The sequence below is a fragment of the Limnohabitans sp. genome (genome assembly GCF_040401495.1).
Taxonomy (GTDB): domain Bacteria; phylum Pseudomonadota; class Gammaproteobacteria; order Burkholderiales; family Burkholderiaceae_C; genus Limnohabitans.
In genome coordinates this window covers 123,471-139,972 of sequence record NZ_JBBAOI010000003.1, presented here as the reverse complement: position 1 = coordinate 139,972, position 16,502 = coordinate 123,471, and the positions used below count along the sequence as shown (strand labels likewise).

At 55.5% G+C, this 16,502-nt stretch carries 13 protein-coding genes; 7 read left to right on the top strand and 6 right to left on the bottom strand.

Going from position 1 to position 16,502, the window contains the following annotated elements; translation table 11 throughout:
* Positions 1 to 5: 5 nt before the first annotated feature.
* Positions 6 to 782, bottom strand: coding sequence for an SDR family oxidoreductase (locus tag AC9UEO_RS03790; RefSeq protein WP_509530058.1), 777 nt, complete (start codon positions 780 to 782; stop codon positions 6 to 8).
* On the opposite strand from AC9UEO_RS03790, the gene AC9UEO_RS03785 reads away from it, so the two are divergent.
* Genes AC9UEO_RS03785 through AC9UEO_RS03760 form a run of 6 tightly spaced genes read left to right on the top strand, consistent with a single transcriptional unit; the run spans position 781 to position 10,982 of the window.
* Entirely contained in the window at positions 781 to 1,899 is a 1,119-nt protein-coding gene (locus AC9UEO_RS03785; RefSeq protein ID WP_509530055.1) for a class I SAM-dependent methyltransferase, read from the top strand. The genes AC9UEO_RS03790 and AC9UEO_RS03785 overlap by 2 nt on opposite strands.
* A gap of 4 nt (positions 1,900 to 1,903) precedes the next feature.
* Positions 1,904 to 2,098, top strand: a complete 195-nt coding sequence (locus AC9UEO_RS03780; protein ID WP_509530053.1) for a DUF2905 domain-containing protein — start codon at positions 1,904 to 1,906, stop codon at positions 2,096 to 2,098.
* Between the two features lie 28 nt (positions 2,099 to 2,126).
* Positions 2,127 to 3,404 (top strand): efflux RND transporter periplasmic adaptor subunit, encoded by a 1,278-nt coding sequence (locus AC9UEO_RS03775; protein WP_509530050.1) that lies wholly within the window; start codon positions 2,127 to 2,129, stop codon positions 3,402 to 3,404.
* Entirely contained in the window at positions 3,401 to 6,487 is a 3,087-nt protein-coding gene (locus AC9UEO_RS03770) for an efflux RND transporter permease subunit (protein WP_509530047.1), read from the top strand. Before AC9UEO_RS03775 ends, AC9UEO_RS03770 begins: the two co-directional genes overlap by 4 nt.
* On the top strand, positions 6,484 to 9,573 hold the full coding sequence (locus AC9UEO_RS03765) for an efflux RND transporter permease subunit (RefSeq protein ID WP_509530045.1): 3,090 nt from the start codon (positions 6,484 to 6,486) through the stop codon (positions 9,571 to 9,573). Before AC9UEO_RS03770 ends, AC9UEO_RS03765 begins: the two co-directional genes overlap by 4 nt.
* A complete protein-coding gene (locus tag AC9UEO_RS03760) occupies positions 9,570 to 10,982 on the top strand; it encodes an efflux transporter outer membrane subunit (protein ID WP_509530042.1) in 1,413 nt (470 codons plus the stop codon). Before AC9UEO_RS03765 ends, AC9UEO_RS03760 begins: the two co-directional genes overlap by 4 nt.
* Here the strand turns inward: AC9UEO_RS03760 and AC9UEO_RS03755 are convergent, their stop codons facing one another.
* Together AC9UEO_RS03755 and AC9UEO_RS03750 are read right to left on the bottom strand one after the other, a co-directional pair.
* Entirely contained in the window at positions 10,983 to 12,209 is a 1,227-nt protein-coding gene (locus AC9UEO_RS03755) for a multifunctional CCA addition/repair protein (protein WP_509530039.1), read from the bottom strand.
* 5 nt (positions 12,210 to 12,214) lie between these two features.
* Positions 12,215 to 13,108 carry a complex I NDUFA9 subunit family protein gene (locus AC9UEO_RS03750; protein WP_509530037.1) on the bottom strand — a complete coding sequence of 298 codons (894 nt, stop codon included), beginning with the start codon at positions 13,106 to 13,108 and terminating at the stop codon, positions 12,215 to 12,217.
* A gap of 74 nt (positions 13,109 to 13,182) precedes the next feature.
* Between AC9UEO_RS03750 and tal the strand changes: the two genes are divergently transcribed.
* A complete protein-coding gene (tal, locus tag AC9UEO_RS03745; RefSeq protein ID WP_509530035.1) occupies positions 13,183 to 14,130 on the top strand; it encodes a transaldolase in 948 nt (315 codons plus the stop codon).
* Here the strand turns inward: tal and AC9UEO_RS03740 are convergent.
* The 3 genes from AC9UEO_RS03740 to pufC form a co-directional block, all read right to left on the bottom strand.
* On the bottom strand, positions 14,127 to 14,285 hold the full coding sequence (locus AC9UEO_RS03740) for a hypothetical protein (RefSeq protein ID WP_509530032.1): 159 nt from the start codon (positions 14,283 to 14,285) through the stop codon (positions 14,127 to 14,129). The genes tal and AC9UEO_RS03740 overlap by 4 nt on opposite strands.
* A gap of 152 nt (positions 14,286 to 14,437) precedes the next feature.
* Entirely contained in the window at positions 14,438 to 15,364 is a 927-nt protein-coding gene (locus AC9UEO_RS03735) for a ChaN family lipoprotein (RefSeq protein ID WP_509530029.1), read from the bottom strand.
* Positions 15,312 to 16,409: a photosynthetic reaction center cytochrome PufC gene (gene pufC / locus AC9UEO_RS03730; protein ID WP_509530026.1), complete on the bottom strand. Its 1,098-nt coding sequence runs from the start codon at positions 16,407 to 16,409 to the stop codon at positions 15,312 to 15,314. The genes AC9UEO_RS03735 and pufC overlap by 53 nt, the downstream gene beginning before the upstream one ends.
* Positions 16,410 to 16,502 lie beyond the last annotated feature (93 nt).

Below are 16,502 nucleotides of genomic sequence, written 5' to 3'. Positions count from 1 at the left end.
GTTTTTTACATCAGCGAAAAATCACGCTCAAATTTCATCAGATGCTGGCCACCATCCACCAACAAGCTGGTGCCAGTGACAGAACTGTTGGTTATGGCAAATAACACCGCGGCCACCACATCTTCCACACTGGAGGAGCGTCCTAAAGGGGAGAGTTGATGCAGTTGCTCAAACTTTTCATCGCTGAGCAAGTGACTGGTCAATGTCAGGCCAGGCGCTACGCCCACCACCCGCAATTGAGGTGCCAAGGCTTGTGCCAACATGGTTGTGGCGGCTTGCAGCGCCGCTTTGGAGAGGGTGTAGCTGAAAAAATCGGGGTTGTAGTTCCAAAGCTTTTGGTCCAGCATGTTCACCACCACGCCACTGGTTTGGCGTTGTTTCACATGGGCGTGCAGCAGTTGTGCCAAGACGATAGCTGCCCCAGTGTTGCTGCGCAAATGCTGCTCCATGGGCGCAAAGCCAAAATTTTCTGCGCTGTCGTGTTCGAAAAGCGCTGCGCTGTTGACCACCGCATCCAATTGCCCCATGTTCTGCTGTGCAGCTTCAAACAACGCTCGCACCTGCGTTTCCTCGCTCAAGTCGGCAGAAAAAACGTTTGCGCCTGCGGTAAGTGCAGCACAGTCATGGGCTGTTTGTTGGGCCTCTTGTGCCGAGTGTCTGTAGTGCACTGCCACCCGCCAGCCAGCCCGAGCCAGCCCCAAGGCGATGGCTCGGCCCAAGCGCTTGCCTGCACCGGTAACCAGCACAGCAGGAGTCGAAGCGATCAGGGCAGCAGAGGGCATGGACGACAATCAATCTATGGACACACAGGCAAAGAGTTTAGCGACTGGCTTGCAGGCCTTGATTCGCAAGCGCTTGCAAGCCGATGGCGGTTGGTTAAGCTTTGACCGCTTCATGGCCTTGGCGTTGTACGCGCCTGGGTTGGGTTACTACGCTGCGGGACAAGCTCAGATCGGTCGCATGCCAGCACAGGGCAGTGATTTTGTCACCGCGCCCGAAATATCGGCTTATTTCGGCAAGGCTTTGGCGCGCAGTGTGGCCGAGGCCTTGACGCACACACAAACCCAAGCGGTGTTGGAATTTGGTGCTGGCAACGGCACGCTGGCCGCGCAATTGTTAGAGACCTTGGGGGACTTGGTGCAAAGCTACACCATCGTCGAGGTATCTGGCGCTTTGCGTGAACGCCAAGCCCAAACGCTGGCGGCTTTTGGCCAGCGTGTGCAGTGGCTCAGTGAATTGCCTGAAAGCATCAACGCCGTGGTGGTTGGCAACGAGGTACTCGACGCCATGCCGGTGCGACTTTTGCGGCGTACAGCCGGTAGGTGGCATGAGCGTGGCGTGGCCTGGGATGACGCGTCATGCGCCTTTGCTTGGCACGATTGCGTCACTGATGAACGTCCGCCACTGGACATCGAGGGCAATCACGATTACCTGACCGAAATTCATCCCCAAGGACTGGCATTTATTCGAAGTGTGGGCGAGCGCTTGCGCAGTGGCGCAATGTTCTTGATCGACTACGGCTTTCCTGAGGCTGAGTACTACCATGCTCAACGCCACATGGGAACGATGATGTGCCACCAAGCGCATCAAAGCGATGGCGACCCTTTGCAAAGTGTTGGGTTTAAGGACATCACTGCCCACGTCAATTTCACTGGCGTGGCTTTAGCTGCGCAAGAAGTGGGCTTGGAAGTGCTGGGCTACACCAGCCAAGCACATTTTTTGCTCAACAACGGGTTGATCGGTTTGTTAGAGGACGCATCCTTGCCAGAAAAGGCCATGGCGCAAAAACTCATCACTGAACACGAGATGGGCGAGTTATTCAAAGTCATCGCCTTGGGGCCAGGCAAGGTTTGGGCGCCCTTGGGTTTTGTGCAAGGCGATAGAACACACAGGTTATAGACATATGTTTCGTTGGTTGATTGTGGTTTTCTTGGCCTTGCTGCTGATACAAGGCATTACCCCTTGGCTGGAAAAACTGGGGTTTGGCCGCTTGCCAGGCGACTTGCGCTTTCGTTTGTTTGGCCGTGATTTTTTTCTCCCTTTAACTACCACCATTATTCTCAGCATGGTGTGCGCTGGTTTGTCACGGTTGCTCTAAGGACTTCTGCGACAGTTAACATGAAGCCATGGAAAAGCTGTTCAACCTATTGCGCCCAAGCTCTCAAAGCCAATCTGGCTTAGTCAAGTGGTGGTTGCTGTCACTTTTGGTGGTGGTCGCATTTGCTGCAAGCTGGTTTTACCCAGACATCAAAAACAAGTTAAGCGCTGTCTTGCACGGCGATGAAACGGCTGTGACTGCAGATGCAATCCCCAAGGCTGACAACAGCAAAACAGCCGGTAGCGGCAAAAATTCCAAAGGTGGCAAGGGCGGCTCTGAAGGCTCGCGCAGCACGCCAGTGAGTGTGGGTGAGGTGCGTCTGATGGATATTCGCTACACCGTTCAAGCCGCGGGGACTTTGGTTGCGCTCAACACGGCTGTCGTACGCGCCAAGGTGGATGGTGAACTCAAAGCCTTGCGTTTCACAGAAGGACAGCTTGTGCAAGCTGGACAGGTGTTGGCTGAAATTGATGCCAGGCCGTTTGAAGCGCAACTCAACCAAGCCCAAGGACAGTTTGCCCGAGATGCCGCACTCATGAAAAATGCGGAACTGGATTTGCAACGCTACCAAGACTTGCTGAGCAAGGACGCTATTGCCCGTCAGCAGGTTGAAACACAAGCTGCTTTGGTGCGTCAATTGCAAGGCACGGTACAAGCCGATCAAGCGCAAATCGACATGGCCAAACTGCAACTTTCCTACACCCGCGTTAACGCGCCCATCAGTGGGCGTTTGGGCTTAAAGCAAGTCGAGTTGGGCAGTTTGGTGCGCTCTAGCGACCCCAATGGCTTGGTCAACATCACGCAAACCCAGCCTATGTCAGTGGTGTTTTCAGTGCCCGAGATGCATGTTCCCTTGATCATGCGCAAATTGAAAGCGGGTCAAGCCCTTCCCGTCCAAGCGTGGGACCGTGAGCAAAAAGTACGCTTGGCCCAAGGGCGGGTCAGCACCACTGACAACGCCATTGATGTGGCCACCAGCACCTTGCGTTTGAAAGCCACCTTGGACAACCGCGACGGCAGTTTGTTTCCCAACCAGTTTGCCAACATTCGTTTACAACTCGATACCTTTAAGAATGTGGTGGCCGTGCCTTCACAAGCGGTTCAACGCGGCGCGGCAGGCACCTTTGTGTATGTGGTTCAAGCGGACAACACGGTACAAGTGCAAGCCGTGCAACTCGAGGCAGTCGAGGGCGATTGGCAAGCCGTGAAAGCAGAGCTCAAAGCCGGTCAACAAGTCGTCACGGATGGCGCTGACCGTTTGCGCAGCGGCAGTGTGGTGGAGGTGGTGAAAGCGCCCAAACCATGAACCTGTCGCGGCTGTTCATTCTGCGACCGGTGGCCACTTCGTTGACGATGTTGGCTTTGTTGCTGTGCGGTGCTTTGGCTTACCGGTTTTTACCCGTGGCTTCATTGCCGCAAATTGATTACCCCACGGTTCAGGTGAGCACCCTTTACCCGGGCGCAAGCCCCGAGGTGATGACCGCAACAGTCACCGCACCCCTTGAGCGACAACTCGGGCAAATGCCAGGCTTGGACCAAATGACCTCAGTCAGCTCTGGTGGCGCCTCGGTCATTACTTTGCGCTTCTCGCTGAAGTTGCCCCTGGATGTGGCAGAGCAACAGGTGCAAGCCGCCATCAATGCCGCTGCGGGGGTGTTACCCGCAGACTTGCCTATGCCGCCCGCTTATAGCAAGGTCAACCCAGCTGATGCACCTGTGTTGACCTTGGCCATCAGCTCGCCGTCGCTACCTATCACGCGTGTGCATGACATGGTGGAAAACCGCTTGGCCATGCGTTTATCGCAAGTCGCTGGCGTGGGCTTGGTCAGCATCGCTGGTGCTCAGCGTCCCTCGGTGCGGGTGCAAGTCAACAGCCAAGCTTTGAGCGCTGCAGGTTTTTCGTTGGAGGACGTTCGTACTGCCATTAACCAAGCCAATGTGAGTATGGCCAAGGGCAGTTTGGATGGCCCCGCCCGCGCTTCCAGTTTGGATGCGAATGACCAAATGCAATCGGCGCAAGACTATGCCAATTTGGTGTTGGCCTATAAAAACGGCAACCCTTTGCGCCTACGCGATGTGGCCATCATCAATGACGCGCCTGAGAACAACCGTTTGTCGGCATGGGCCAATGCGCAGCCTGCCATTGTGTTGAATATTCAGCGTCAACCCGGTGCGAATGTGATTGACACAGTGCAAAGGGTGCAGGCCTTGCTTCCTGCTTTACGTGCGGCTTTGCCAGCGAGTTTGGATGTGCAGGTCATGACCGACCGCACCACCACCATCCGTGCCTCGGTGCGGGACGTGCAATTCGAGCTGCTGTTGTCGGTGGCCTTGGTGGTGATGGTTATTTTTGTATTTCTGCGCAGTGCATCTGCCACCTTGATTCCTGCGGTGGTCGTGCCCTTGTCACTGGTGGGTACTTTTGCGGTCATGTACTTGGCAGGTTTTTCGGTCAACAACCTCACCTTGATGGCGCTCACAGTGGCCACAGGCTTTGTGGTGGACGACGCCATCGTCATGATCGAAAACATAGCTCGCTTTTTACAAGACCCAGAGCAGCCACGAACTCCTGAGCAAGCGGCCATTGAAGGCGCCCAGCAAATTGGTTTCACCATTGTGTCGCTGACTTTCTCGCTGATTGCTGTTTTGATTCCCTTGCTGTTCATGGGCGATGTGGTGGGTCGCTTGTTTCATGAGTTTGCTATCACCTTGGCTGTGTCGATTTTGATTTCAGCCTTCGTCTCTCTAACCCTCACCCCCATGCTATGTGCTCATGTGTTGCGGGCGCAAAAGAATGAGCAAGATACCTTGGACTCGGGTGTTTGGTTGAAACAACTGATCGCCATCTATGGGAAGGGTTTGAATTGGGTGCTGGACCGACCTTTGGCCACCTTGGCCACATTTGCTTTGACGGTGGTGCTGACCGTTGCCGCTTACCTGATCAGCCCCAAAGGATTTTTCCCTTTGCAAGACACGGGGGCGGTACAAGTCATCACTGAGGGCACTCAGTCGACATCATTTGAGGCGATGTCCGAGCGTCAACAAGCTTTAGCGCGATTACTGCTGAAAGACCCTGCGGTGCAAAGTCTCACCTCGTTCATTGGTGTTGATGGACCCAACGCCAGTTTAAATGCGGGTCGCATGACTTTGAACTTGGTGCCTAAGGCTCAGCGTCCCGAAGGCTTACCAACCACCTTAGAGCGTCTTCAGTTGCTGAGCCAGCAAATCTCTGGCTTGCAGGTTTATCTTCAACCTCTGCAAGATTTAAGTTTGGAAGACCGAGTGACGCGCAATCCGTTTCGTTTTTTGCTCAGCGGCCCCGATGGCGAGGCTCTGGGATATTGGGCCAAGCGTCTGCAAGAGCGTGCACGCTTAGACCCTGCTCTCGCTGATGTGGCAAGCGATTACCAAGACCAAGGCTTGCAAGCCTATGTACGCATAGACCGTGAGGCTGCAGCACGTTTAGGTGTGTCGGTGATGGCAATTGACAATGCGCTCTACAACGCGTTTGGGCAACGCTTGGTGTCGACCATCTTCACCCAAAGCAACCAGTACCGCGTGGTGCTTGAGGTGCAAGGCCAAGACCGCATGGGCATAGCTGCTTTGACGGATTTGCGAGTGCCTTCCGTCTTTGGTGCGCAAGTGCCTTTGAGCAGTGTGGCCAAGGTGGAGGAGCGCCAAGCATTGCTCAGCATCTTGCATGTGGCGCAGTTACCTGCAGTCACTTTGTCCTTTAAGCCAGCCACAAGTGCTTCTTTGGGTGAGGCGGTGCAAGCCATGGAGCGCCATTGGCAAGCCATGCGAGCCGAGGAAGAAGTTCCCGCTTCTATCGAAACGCGGTTTGAAGGTGCCGCTTTGGCTTTTCAAGCCTCCTTGCTCAACAGCCTTTGGTTGGTATTGGCCGCCGTGGTCACCATGTACATTGTCTTGGGCGTGCTTTACGAGAGCTATGTCCACCCCATCACGATTTTGTCGACCCTGCCTTCGGCGGCGTTGGGGGCGTTATTGGCGTTATTGGCTGCGCGTATCGAGTTGGGACTCATCGCCGTCATCGGCATTGTCTTGTTGATTGGTATTGTCAAGAAGAACGCCATCATGATGATTGACTTTGCGCTCGATGCCCAGCGTCACCAAGGTATGCCCCCGCGCCAAGCCATCACCCAAGCTTGTTTGTTGCGCTTTCGTCCGATTTTGATGACCACCATGTGTGCATTGCTCGGTGCCTTGCCGCTGATGCTGGGCAGTGGGGTGGGCAGTGAATTACGCCACCCCTTGGGCGTGACTTTGGTGGGCGGCTTGATTTTGAGTCAATGGCTGACCTTGTTCACCACGCCGGTGATTTACTTGCAACTTGACGCTTGGGCAAAGCGGCGCGGGGCAATACCATGAACATGTCTGCCCCCTTTATCGCCAGACCCGTGGCCACCACTTTGCTGAGCATTGGCATGGCCTTGGCAGGTGCCTTGGCCTATGTACAGTTGCCGGTGGCACCTTTGCCGCAGGTGGATTTCCCCACCATTTCGGTGCAGGCCAATTTGCCTGGTGCCAGCCCTGAGACCATGGCAGCTACAGTCGCCACGCCGCTGGAGAGGGTTCTGGGCAATATTGCTGGCGTGACCGAAATGACGTCCAGTTCTTCGCAAGGTAGCACGCGCGTTACCCTGCAGTTTGAACTCCAACGCGATATCAACGGTGCGGCGCGTGAAGTGCAAGCGGCCATCAACACCGCTCAGCCTTTGTTGCCGACGGGGATGCCAAACCGTCCAACTTACAAAAAGGTCAACCCAGCAGACAGCCCGATGTTGGTCTTGGCCTTGACCTCTGACTCTTACACCCGTGGCCAGATGTACGACATGGCCTCCACCACTTTGGCGCAGCGTTTGGCGCAAGTCGATGGTGTGGGGCAGGTCACCATTGGCGGTGGCGCCTTGCCTGCGGTTCGCATAGCGTTAGACCCCAACAAACTCAGTGCCGCTGGTATTTCGCTGGAGATGGTGCGCCAAGCCGTCGTGGCCAATAACGCCCATCGACCTAAAGGCGTGGTGGAGGACCAAGCCCAAGCTTGGCAAATCGAAGCCAATGACCAAGCCCGCACTGCGCAAGACTATGCCCCTTTGATCTTGCGCTATCTGAATGGTCAGGCTTTGCGTTTACAAGATGTAGCGCAGGTACAGGACTCGGTGCAAGACGTTCGCACCGACGGTGTGTCCCAAGGTCAACCCGCTGTGCTGTTGGTGCTGAACCTGCAACCGGGCGGCAATGTGATCGAAACCGTTGACAGGGTGCGCCACATCTTGCCTATGTTGCAAGAAGGCTTGCCTGCCGCTGTACAAATGGCGGTGGTGTTGGATCGCTCGCCTACTGTGCGTGCTTCTTTGCTGGAGATACAAAAGTCGCTGGTGCTGTCCATGGCGTTGGTGATTTTGGTGGTGGCTTTGTTTTTAAAGCGTTGGCAAACCTCGCTCATTCCCGCTGTCGCTCTGCCGTTGTCATTGGCGGGTACTTGTGTGGTGATGTACCTGATGGGATTGAGTTTGAACAACCTCACTCTCATGGCACTGACGATTGCCACCGGTTTTGTGGTCGATGATGCGATCGTGGTCTTGGAAAACATCACCCGACAGCGCGAACGGGGTGTGCCGCTGCTGCAAGCGTGTTTGCAGGGGTCGCGTGAAATTGGCTTTACCGTGGTCGCCATCAGCATTTCGTTGGTGGCGGTTTTTATCCCGATTTTGTTCATGGGCGGGGTATTAGGGCGTTTGTTCCGCGAATTTGCCGTGGTGATGACCGCTGCCATCTTGGTGTCTATGCTGGTGTCTTTGACCACCACGCCCATGATGTGTGCTGCTTTGTTGTCCCCACACTCAAGTACGCGGCGCCAGCCTCGCCGTAGCAAGTGGTTACGCTTTTACAGACAAGGCTTGGCGTGGGCTTTGCGCCACCAATGGCTGATGTGGTTGGTGTTGCTGGCGGCCATCGCCCTGAATGTCACCCTGTACCGCGCTATACCCAAGGGCTTCTTCCCCCAGCAAGACACGGGCCGTATCAATGGCTATATACGTGCCGACCAAAGTTCTTCCTTCCAAGCCATGCAACAGCGTTTGCACACCATGCTTGCTATCGTTCAGGCCGATCCTGCGGTGGAAACGGTGACGGGATTCACCGGTGAGGGGCAACGCAATGCAGCCCGTATGTTCCTGACTCTCAAGCCGCGCGATCAGCGCGACGCCAGTGCTGAACAAGTGGTGGCACGATTGCGCAAGCAACTGTCCAAGGAAGCGGGTGCGCGGTTGTTTTTGACGCCGGTGCAAGACATACGCGTGGGTGGGCGCGTGTCAAACTCAGAGTATGAGTTCAGTATCAAAGCCGATGACTTGGCGTTGCTGCGGGAGTGGGAACCCAAGTTGCGCCGTGCCTTAGCCAAACTCAAAGAATTAGAAGATGTCAGCAGTGATTACGAGGAGCGCGGCTTGCAAACCTCGGTGGTGATAGACCGCGACGCGGCAGCGAGACTGGGCTTGTCGGTGCGTGCCATCGACACGGTCCTGAGCAATGCTTTCAGCCAACGGCAAATTGGGGTGATTTACAACCCGCTGAACCAATACCGCGTGGTGATGGAACTCGCTCCCCCGTATTTGCAAAACGCCGAAGCCTTGCGGCGTTTGCAGTTCATAAATGAGCGTGGCCAAGCTGTACCTTTTACCAATTTTGCTCGCATAGAACTTACCAACACGTCGTTGTCGGTGTCACATGAAGGCGGCGTGCCGTCAGACACCTTCAGCTTCAGCTTAGCCCCAGGCGTGTCGCTGTCCCAAGCGACACAGGCCATCGAGGCAACAGTGGCGCAACTCAATTTGCCGGTGTCGGTGCGAGGCAGTTTTGCGGGTACCGCTAACGCTTTTCAGCGCTCCTTGGAAACCCAGCCCTTGTTGATACTTTCAGCCTTGCTGACCTTGTACTTGGTGTTGGGAATCCTCTATGAAAACCTGTTGCACCCTCTCACCATATTGTCCACCCTGCCTTCTGCTGGACTGGGTGCATTGCTGACCCTGATGACCATGGGCACCGAGTTCAGCATCATTGCCATGATTGGTGTGATCTTGCTGATTGGCATCGTGAAAAAGAATGCCATCTTGATGATTGATTTAGCTTTGCAAAAACAGCGCCTTGGACGCAGCCCAGCCCAAGCGATATACCTTGCTGCGCTGCTGCGCTTACGACCCATCCTCATGACCACGGCAGCGGCCATGTTGGGCGCGATTCCCTTGGCTTTGGCCTATGGTGTGGGTGCGGAGTTGCGCCAACCCTTGGGACTGGCGGTGCTGGGTGGCTTGGTGCTGAGCCAACTCTTGACCTTGTTCACCACACCGATTGTGTTTGTGGGCTTGGAGGCGTTGCGCAGTCGTTGGCTGGCTTGGCGTGGCACACCTTCCATCGTGCTAAGTTCTGCGGTTTCAGGCAAGGGGTTGGCATGACTATGCAGCGGTCAAGACAGGCAAAAGCGTTTTCAGCAATAGCGCTGTGCTTGATGCTCGCAGGCTGTGCCAGCTGGTTCCAAAAACCCATTTTGACGAAACCCACGGCTCGTGCACCCGAAAGTTTTGGTTCGCCACAAACAGCCAATGCGGCGGGTGATGCGGTAGACCGTGCGTGGTGGACATTGTTTCAAGACCCTGTGCTCAATGGTTTGCAAGCGCAACTTGAAACAGGTAATTTGAATTTGCAACTCTTGTCAGCCAAAGTCCGCCAAGCCCAAGCCAGTGTGGCTGCGGCCCAAGCGAGTTTGTGGCCCACTGTGGCAGTAAGCGCTGGTGCGGGTCGATCAGTCAGCAGCGCAGGGGGAGCAGCATCCAACAGCGCAAATATCAGCTTACCCTTGACCTGGGAGATCGATGTTTGGGGTCGCATCGACTTGCAAGCCCAAGCGGCGCAGGCCAACGCCTTGGCGAGTCAAGAAGATTTGGCACTGGCTCGCTTGTCGGCGCAAGCGACCTTGGTGCAAACCTATATCGCCTTGCGTACCGCCGAGCGGCAGCAAGCGGTGGTAGAGAAAGCGCAAGCGGCTTATGAGCGAGCCTTCACCTTGACACGCTATCGCTACGAGGCTGGTGTGGTGTCTGCGGCAGATGTGGCGCTGGCCGAGTCGCAATGGCAAAGCACGGTAGCGCAACGTATCGATGTGGAAACTACCCGCCAACAACTGGCCCACAGCTTGGCTGTGTTGCTGGGTCAAGCGCCATCAGCTTTGCAACTGACCGCATCACAAGCTTTGCCTGCACTGCCTGCCTTGCCCAAGGTGTTACCTGCATCCTTGCTGCAACGGCGTCCCGATATTCGTGCGGCAGAAATGCGGATCATGGCCGCTCAAGCACAACTGGGGGTAGCGCAGACCGCGTTCTTTCCTACTTTCAGTTTTGCAGCCAGCACGGGTTACAAAAGCACCGAGTTAGCGAGCTTGTTCAATGCCTCTTCGCGCCTGTGGTCTTTAGGGCCGTCCTTGGCCTTGTCTTTGTTCGATGGCGGACAGCGCCAAGCTGCCAAGGACGATGCCCGCGCCGCCTTGGAAGTGGCCCTGCTCAACTACCAACAAACCGTGCTGTCCACCTTGCAAGAAGTGGAAGACAACTTGGTGGCGACCCACCAACTGCAAGCGCAAGAGGCAGCGCAAGCACAGGCCTTGCAAGCCGCTGAGCGCAATTTGCGTATCGCCCAAGCGCAGTACGCGGCTGGAACAATCAGTTACTTGAATGTGGTCACTGCCCAAGCCAGTGCGCTTGCCGCACAGCGTAATTTGCTCGATGTGCAAAGCCGCCGTGCCTTGGCTGTCACTCAGTTGCTGAAGAATCTGGCAGGGCGTTGGGACGCACAAGCGGTTTCTAAATGATCAGTTAGCCATGGCCGCTTTGAGGGCAAGGACGCGGGCGGCATCAATGTGCTGGCCAATGTGCGGACCTTTCAAACCTTGTTGCATGGCTTGGTCAGACAGTTCGGCGGTATCCACCGATAAGGCGGCTTTGAGCAAACCGCGCAGGTGTGCGGCTTGCGGGTAGGCGCGTTCTTGCAATCCCAGTCGCCCTCGGGCATCGCATTCACAGGCTTGCAACACCTGTGCAAAACGCTCGGGGCGGCGCAGGGCATCGCAGCGCACCAGCAAGCGCAACACGGCTTCAGCACTCAAACCCAAGCAGCCATGGATATGCCCGTGTTCACGCGCCACCACCTCGGCCAGTTCTTTGCAGTGTTGCGGCACCCGCAAACGCTCGCAGACACCACGCAGCAGTTTGACGCTGCGTCCCTCATGGCCAATGTGGCGTGGCAAGGCGCTGGGGTGAGTGTTGCCCTTGCCTAAATCGTGACAAAGCGCTGCAAAACGCACCTCCAGCGGCATATTCATGCGAGCGCATTCGTCAAGCACCATCTCTAGGTGTACGCCGGTGTCCACCTCCGGGTGGTGTTCCACGGGTTGCGGCACGCCATACAAGCGAGCCACTTCAGGCAACAAGATTTGTAAAGCGCCGCAGTCTCGCAATACCTGCAACATGCGTGAGGGTTGGTGGCCCATCAAGCCTTTGGCCAATTCCTGCCACACACGTTCGGCCACCAGTGCCTTGACCTCGCCGGCTTGCACCATCTCGACCATCAAAGCTTGGGTTTCAGATGCGACCCCAAAGTGGGGGAAACGTGCTGCAAATCGCGCTAAACGCAATATGCGCACAGGGTCTTCACGAAAGGCCAAGCTGACATGGCGCAGCACACCTTGTTTTAAATCGCGCTCGCCGCCATAGGGGTCTGTCAGCTGACCTTGTGCGTCTTGGGCAATGGCGTTGATGGTCAAGTCACGCCGTGCCAAGTCTTGGGCTAGCGTGACATCAGGTGCTGCGTGAATGACAAAGCCTTTGTAGCCCGGTGCGGTTTTGCGTTCCGTTCTTGCCAGTGCGTATTCGTCTTTGTTATGGGGATGCAAAAACACCGGAAAGTCTTTGCCCACAGGAACAAAACCTTTGGCGAGCATTTCTTCGGGCGTGCTGCCTACCACCACCCAGTCGCGGTCGCTTCCGCTGATACCCAGCAATGCGTCCCGTACCGCGCCGCCCACAAGATAGGTTTGCATGGTCTTTACGGCAAAGTAAACACGCTGGCCAAGCTCGCCGGTGTTTGCACACCCAAGTCGCTCAAACCCAGAGCAGCACCGCTGGCCACGTTATCGACTTTCATAGAAGCCACGTTGTCGCGACTCATCAAGGTTGGGCCTGGCAAGTGTTCCATCACCCAAGCTTGCATATAGGCCAGCGAATTCGGCAAAGGAATGACCCAGCGCGGATGTTGCGCCCATATGCCTGCGTGTTCGACCAACTGCTGCAAGGTAAAGATTTGTGGTCCGGCGAGTTCGTAGTTGTGGCCTGCTGTGGCTGGGTGCATCAGCGCATACACCACAGCTTGCGCCACATCGTGAACCCATACTGGCTGAAAACGGGTGTGTGCGCCTGCCAGCGGCACCACCGGTGCCAAGGCTTGTAACTTGGCAAACACATTCATGAAGGCGTCGTCTTCGCCAAAGATCACGCTAGGGCGCAAAACCGTTAATGCCAAACCTTTGGCCACATGGTCTTGCAAGACCTGTTCACCCCGCGCCTTACTGCGTTGGTATATGGATGGTGCATTCACATCAGCACCCAAAGCACTGATATGCACCAACCGATGAACGTCTGCTGCCAAACATGCCTTGGCCAACAGCGTGGGCAGTTGCACATGGGCTTTATCGAATTGCGCTTCGCTGCCGTGCAAGATGGCAATCAGGTTGATCACGGCATCGTGGCCGGGCAGCAAGGCCGCCAATTGCGCGGGGTCATGCACATCGGCTTGCACCACCGACACCATGGGCAGCATTTGCACCGAACGTGCTGGCAAGCGACGTGTGGGCACCGTGATGTGAACACCTGCGCGGTTCAAAGCCTCGCACACATGACGCCCCACAAAACCACTTCCACCCAAGACCACAATGTTTTTCATAAGTCAGACTGTAGCGGTATTACTGTTCAGGGTTAAGTCAACGACACAACGGGCCTGAAAGTGATAATGCCGTGATGAACCAACTCGATGCTTTAAAGCAATTCACCACCGTGGTGGCCGACACCGGCGACTTCAACCAAATTGCCCAATTTCAGCCCACAGACGCCACCACCAATCCCTCGCTCATCCTCAAAGCGGTGCAAATGCCCGTCTACCGAGCGCTGTTGGATGAGATTGTGTCGCTGCATCCCAAGGCCGCTCTTGATGAAAATATAGACCGCTTGCTGGTGCGATTTGGGTGCGAGATTTTGTCTTTATTGCCCGGGCGTGTGTCCACCGAAGTCGATGCCCGTTTGAGCTTTGACACCGATGCCACCCTTTCTAGGGCGCGGCGCATCACCCAACTCTACCAAGCGCAGGGCATAGACACACAAAAGCGTGTGCTCATCAAAATTGCTGCCACGTGGGAGGGCATACAAGCCGCGGCGGTGCTTGAACGCGAAGGCATTCACACCAACCTCACGTTGTTGTTTGCGTTTGCGCAAGCCGTGGCTTGCGCCCATGCGGGGGTGAAACTCATTTCCCCGTTTGTGGGGCGTATTTACGACTGGCACAAAAAGGCCGCAGGTGCGGCATGGAATGAGGTGGCAAGTACCGGAGTGAATGACCCTGGGGTGCAAAGCGTCAGCCATATTTACAACTACTACAAGCAGCATGGCATTGCCACCGAGGTCATGGGTGCGAGTTTTCGCAATATCGGGCAAATCACTGCCTTGGCAGGCTGCGATTTGCTCACCATTGCGCCTGAGTTGTTGGCGCAGTTGCAAGCGCAGACTGCGCCGCTTGCTTCTGCTCTGAGTGTGGCGCAGGCACAAGCGATGCCCATTAAGCGTGTCACGCTGAACGAGATACAGTTTCGTTTTGCCCTGAATGAAGATGCCATGGCCTGCGACAAACTGGCCGAAGGCATTCGCGCTTTTTGCGCCGATGCGCGAAAACTCGATGCCTTGATACAGACTTAAGCGTAGCGGTCGACGGCCACACCCTTGTCAAAGCGCAGCGGCGGGTGCTTGACGCGGCGCGGCTCTTGGCCAGGGTAAGCGGCTGGCATGGCGTGCTGAGGTCCCCAAGCAAAACCCCGCACGCAGCCGCTGTCTTGCCGGCTGGGCGTTTTCAAGGTCTGTAGCGACCGGATTTCTTTGAGTACGATGGGTCTCATCAACATTCGATGCGAATTAAAGTACTCAAATATTAATCGATAAACACCTTAAATTAATTATTTAATAGTTAATTTTTATAATTTTGTGTATTTTTATCCACACAAAGTATTCATTTTTTGTGTAACTGTACGCACGGGTTGTCTCTGGACTGCGGCGGTGTTAGCCAGACATAGTCGGCTTGAGGCGCCAGTTCAGTCAAAAAGGCCTGTTTTTCTTGTAGGGGGCGGCTGTCGTCCCACTCCATGAACAGCACGCTCAGCGCCTGCAAGTGCGGTGATGTTTTGTTCACAACAAAGGGCACGCCCAAGTGCTTCCAAGCATGGCCATTGCCTGCCAACACAAGGCTTGGCAGGTGTGCGAGTGCAACGTCGGCCATGGCTGCGTCGCGCCCGCGTTGCACCGCCGCCATGCCCTCGAACATGCTGGCTGGCATGGCGCCGCAGTGTCCTTGGTCGATTTCCTCGGCCAATGCTTTGCGTTGCGCCTCGTCAAATGGGGCTTGGGCCAGCAGCACCCGAACGGGTTCGGGCAAGCTTTGGCCGCGGGTTTTGAAGACTTCCTTGATGGAGTCGCCTGGCAAATTACCACCTATGAGGGGCATCTGCATCACAGTGACCGCTTCAAACAAGGCTTGGTGCAGCGGCCAGCCCCAGCCTTGCGCGTCAAACCCAGCGGCTTGTAGAGCTGTCACTAACTCGACTTGGGGAGTAAAACGCTGGCGCCAGCTCAAATGTTCCGCCACCACTGTTTTACTCGCAGCTGGTAATTGACGCAGCAAGTCGCCACGCAGTTGGTGGTGGTGCGGGTTGTCGTGGACTTCGCCAAGCACAGCGACATCCGAGCTCAGAACAGCTTGAACCAACTGTGCAACGCTGATGTCTGCCATGTCCGCCAGCCGCACAATGGGCCCCGTGACTGGGAGTGGGTTCAAGCCCCAAGCCGTAGGCAAGAACAACAGGCTGCCCAAGCCACAAAGGGCCAACCTAAGGAGTTTTTTGAGCAGCGGCCAAATTGGCAGGGACAGTGGAAATTTCATAAATGATGTTTTTAGCAAGTTCGGGGTAATCGGGCAACATGCTGACACCATACATCGGTTTATAGGCACCTTTGTGGCAGGTGGCGCAACCGACCTTCGGAAAGTCGCCTTCTTCACTTAAGCGGTAGGGGGGGAACAGGGGAGCTAACTCGGTCAGGTAATTGCTATTGATATCTCGCACCATGCGGATGCCATGCCACGCTGTCACTCGTTGTGGGGTGCTGACATTCCAGTCTCCCATGGCCCGAGTGTTGTGGCAGTAAGTGCAGTTGACACCTAAGGCGGTGGACATGTACATCATCAACCCGTAGGTGTGTTCTGCTTGTTTGATAGAGCGGCGGTTTTCACCCGCCAACGCCTGTTTGCCTTGAATGCGGATGTTGTGGTCACCATTGACCAAGTAAGTGCTAAGGGGGTTGAATGGCAAGGAGGAGTTGGCCACTTCAGACATGGTGGGCGTGTTTTGACCCGCTTTGTCACCCAGCATGTTTCCCTGCGAATGCGGCAAACCCGGGTTGTTGAACCAGTCGCCGCTGGGCACCGCTTGACCTCGGTGGCAGGTCCAGCAGGTCACGCCGGTTTCTTTGACATGGGTTTTCCACTGGTTGTTCAAATTGCGCGTCATTTGCAACATGCGTCTGGCCACCACCTTGGTGTACTTTTCATCAGAGGCCAAGTTTTTGGTGTTGTGGCAGAACTTGCAACCCTCTTCAGGCGCGACCCAAGTGGCCATGGCGGCCATCAAGCGGGAAAACTCCAACGCTGATAAGTCATTGAGCACTTGAACATTTTCGTAAAGTTCATTAACAGATTGGGCATCGGGCTCGGGTGGGTCGACTGGCTCAGGTTCGGGGATGTCATGAATGGCAGCGTTGGCAGTCAGCACACTGGGTTTGTAAATTTGCAGCATGCTGGTGCCACGGTAACCGCGCTGAACCGAGGTGGGTAACTCGCACGCCGACAAAAGAAAAACTAAGCTGATCCAAAAACAAAGACGCAGGGGAATGCCACATAGCGAACAAGCTTTGCCGAGACGATTGAACATGGACACTCCCTGCGGATTGGCATATGAATGAAAACAAGAGAATTCATAAATAAACTATGTGTCATGATAAGTTGACACTTTATATAGTCAATA

Bases quoted from the DNA above. Each gene is read 5' to 3' on its own strand.
- pufC (WP_509530026.1), bottom strand. From the start codon at position 16,409: ATGTTCAATCGTCTCGGCAAAGCTTGTTCGCTATGTGGCATTCCCCTG.
- tal (WP_509530035.1), top strand. From the start codon at position 13,183: ATGAACCAACTCGATGCTTTAAAGCAATTCACCACCGTGGTGGCCGAC.
- AC9UEO_RS03765 (WP_509530045.1), top strand. From the start codon at position 6,484: ATGAACATGTCTGCCCCCTTTATCGCCAGACCCGTGGCCACCACTTTG.
- AC9UEO_RS03760 (WP_509530042.1), top strand. From the start codon at position 9,570: ATGACTATGCAGCGGTCAAGACAGGCAAAAGCGTTTTCAGCAATAGCG.
- AC9UEO_RS03750 (WP_509530037.1), bottom strand. From the start codon at position 13,108: ATGAAAAACATTGTGGTCTTGGGTGGAAGTGGTTTTGTGGGGCGTCAT.
- AC9UEO_RS03735 (WP_509530029.1), bottom strand. From the start codon at position 15,364: ATGAAATTTCCACTGTCCCTGCCAATTTGGCCGCTGCTCAAAAAACTC.
- AC9UEO_RS03790 (WP_509530058.1), bottom strand. From the start codon at position 782: ATGCCCTCTGCTGCCCTGATCGCTTCGACTCCTGCTGTGCTGGTTACC.
- AC9UEO_RS03780 (WP_509530053.1), top strand. From the start codon at position 1,904: ATGTTTCGTTGGTTGATTGTGGTTTTCTTGGCCTTGCTGCTGATACAA.
- AC9UEO_RS03770 (WP_509530047.1), top strand. From the start codon at position 3,401: ATGAACCTGTCGCGGCTGTTCATTCTGCGACCGGTGGCCACTTCGTTG.
- AC9UEO_RS03775 (WP_509530050.1), top strand. From the start codon at position 2,127: ATGGAAAAGCTGTTCAACCTATTGCGCCCAAGCTCTCAAAGCCAATCT.
- AC9UEO_RS03785 (WP_509530055.1), top strand. From the start codon at position 781: ATGGACGACAATCAATCTATGGACACACAGGCAAAGAGTTTAGCGACT.
- AC9UEO_RS03755 (WP_509530039.1), bottom strand. From the start codon at position 12,209: ATGCAAACCTATCTTGTGGGCGGCGCGGTACGGGACGCATTGCTGGGT.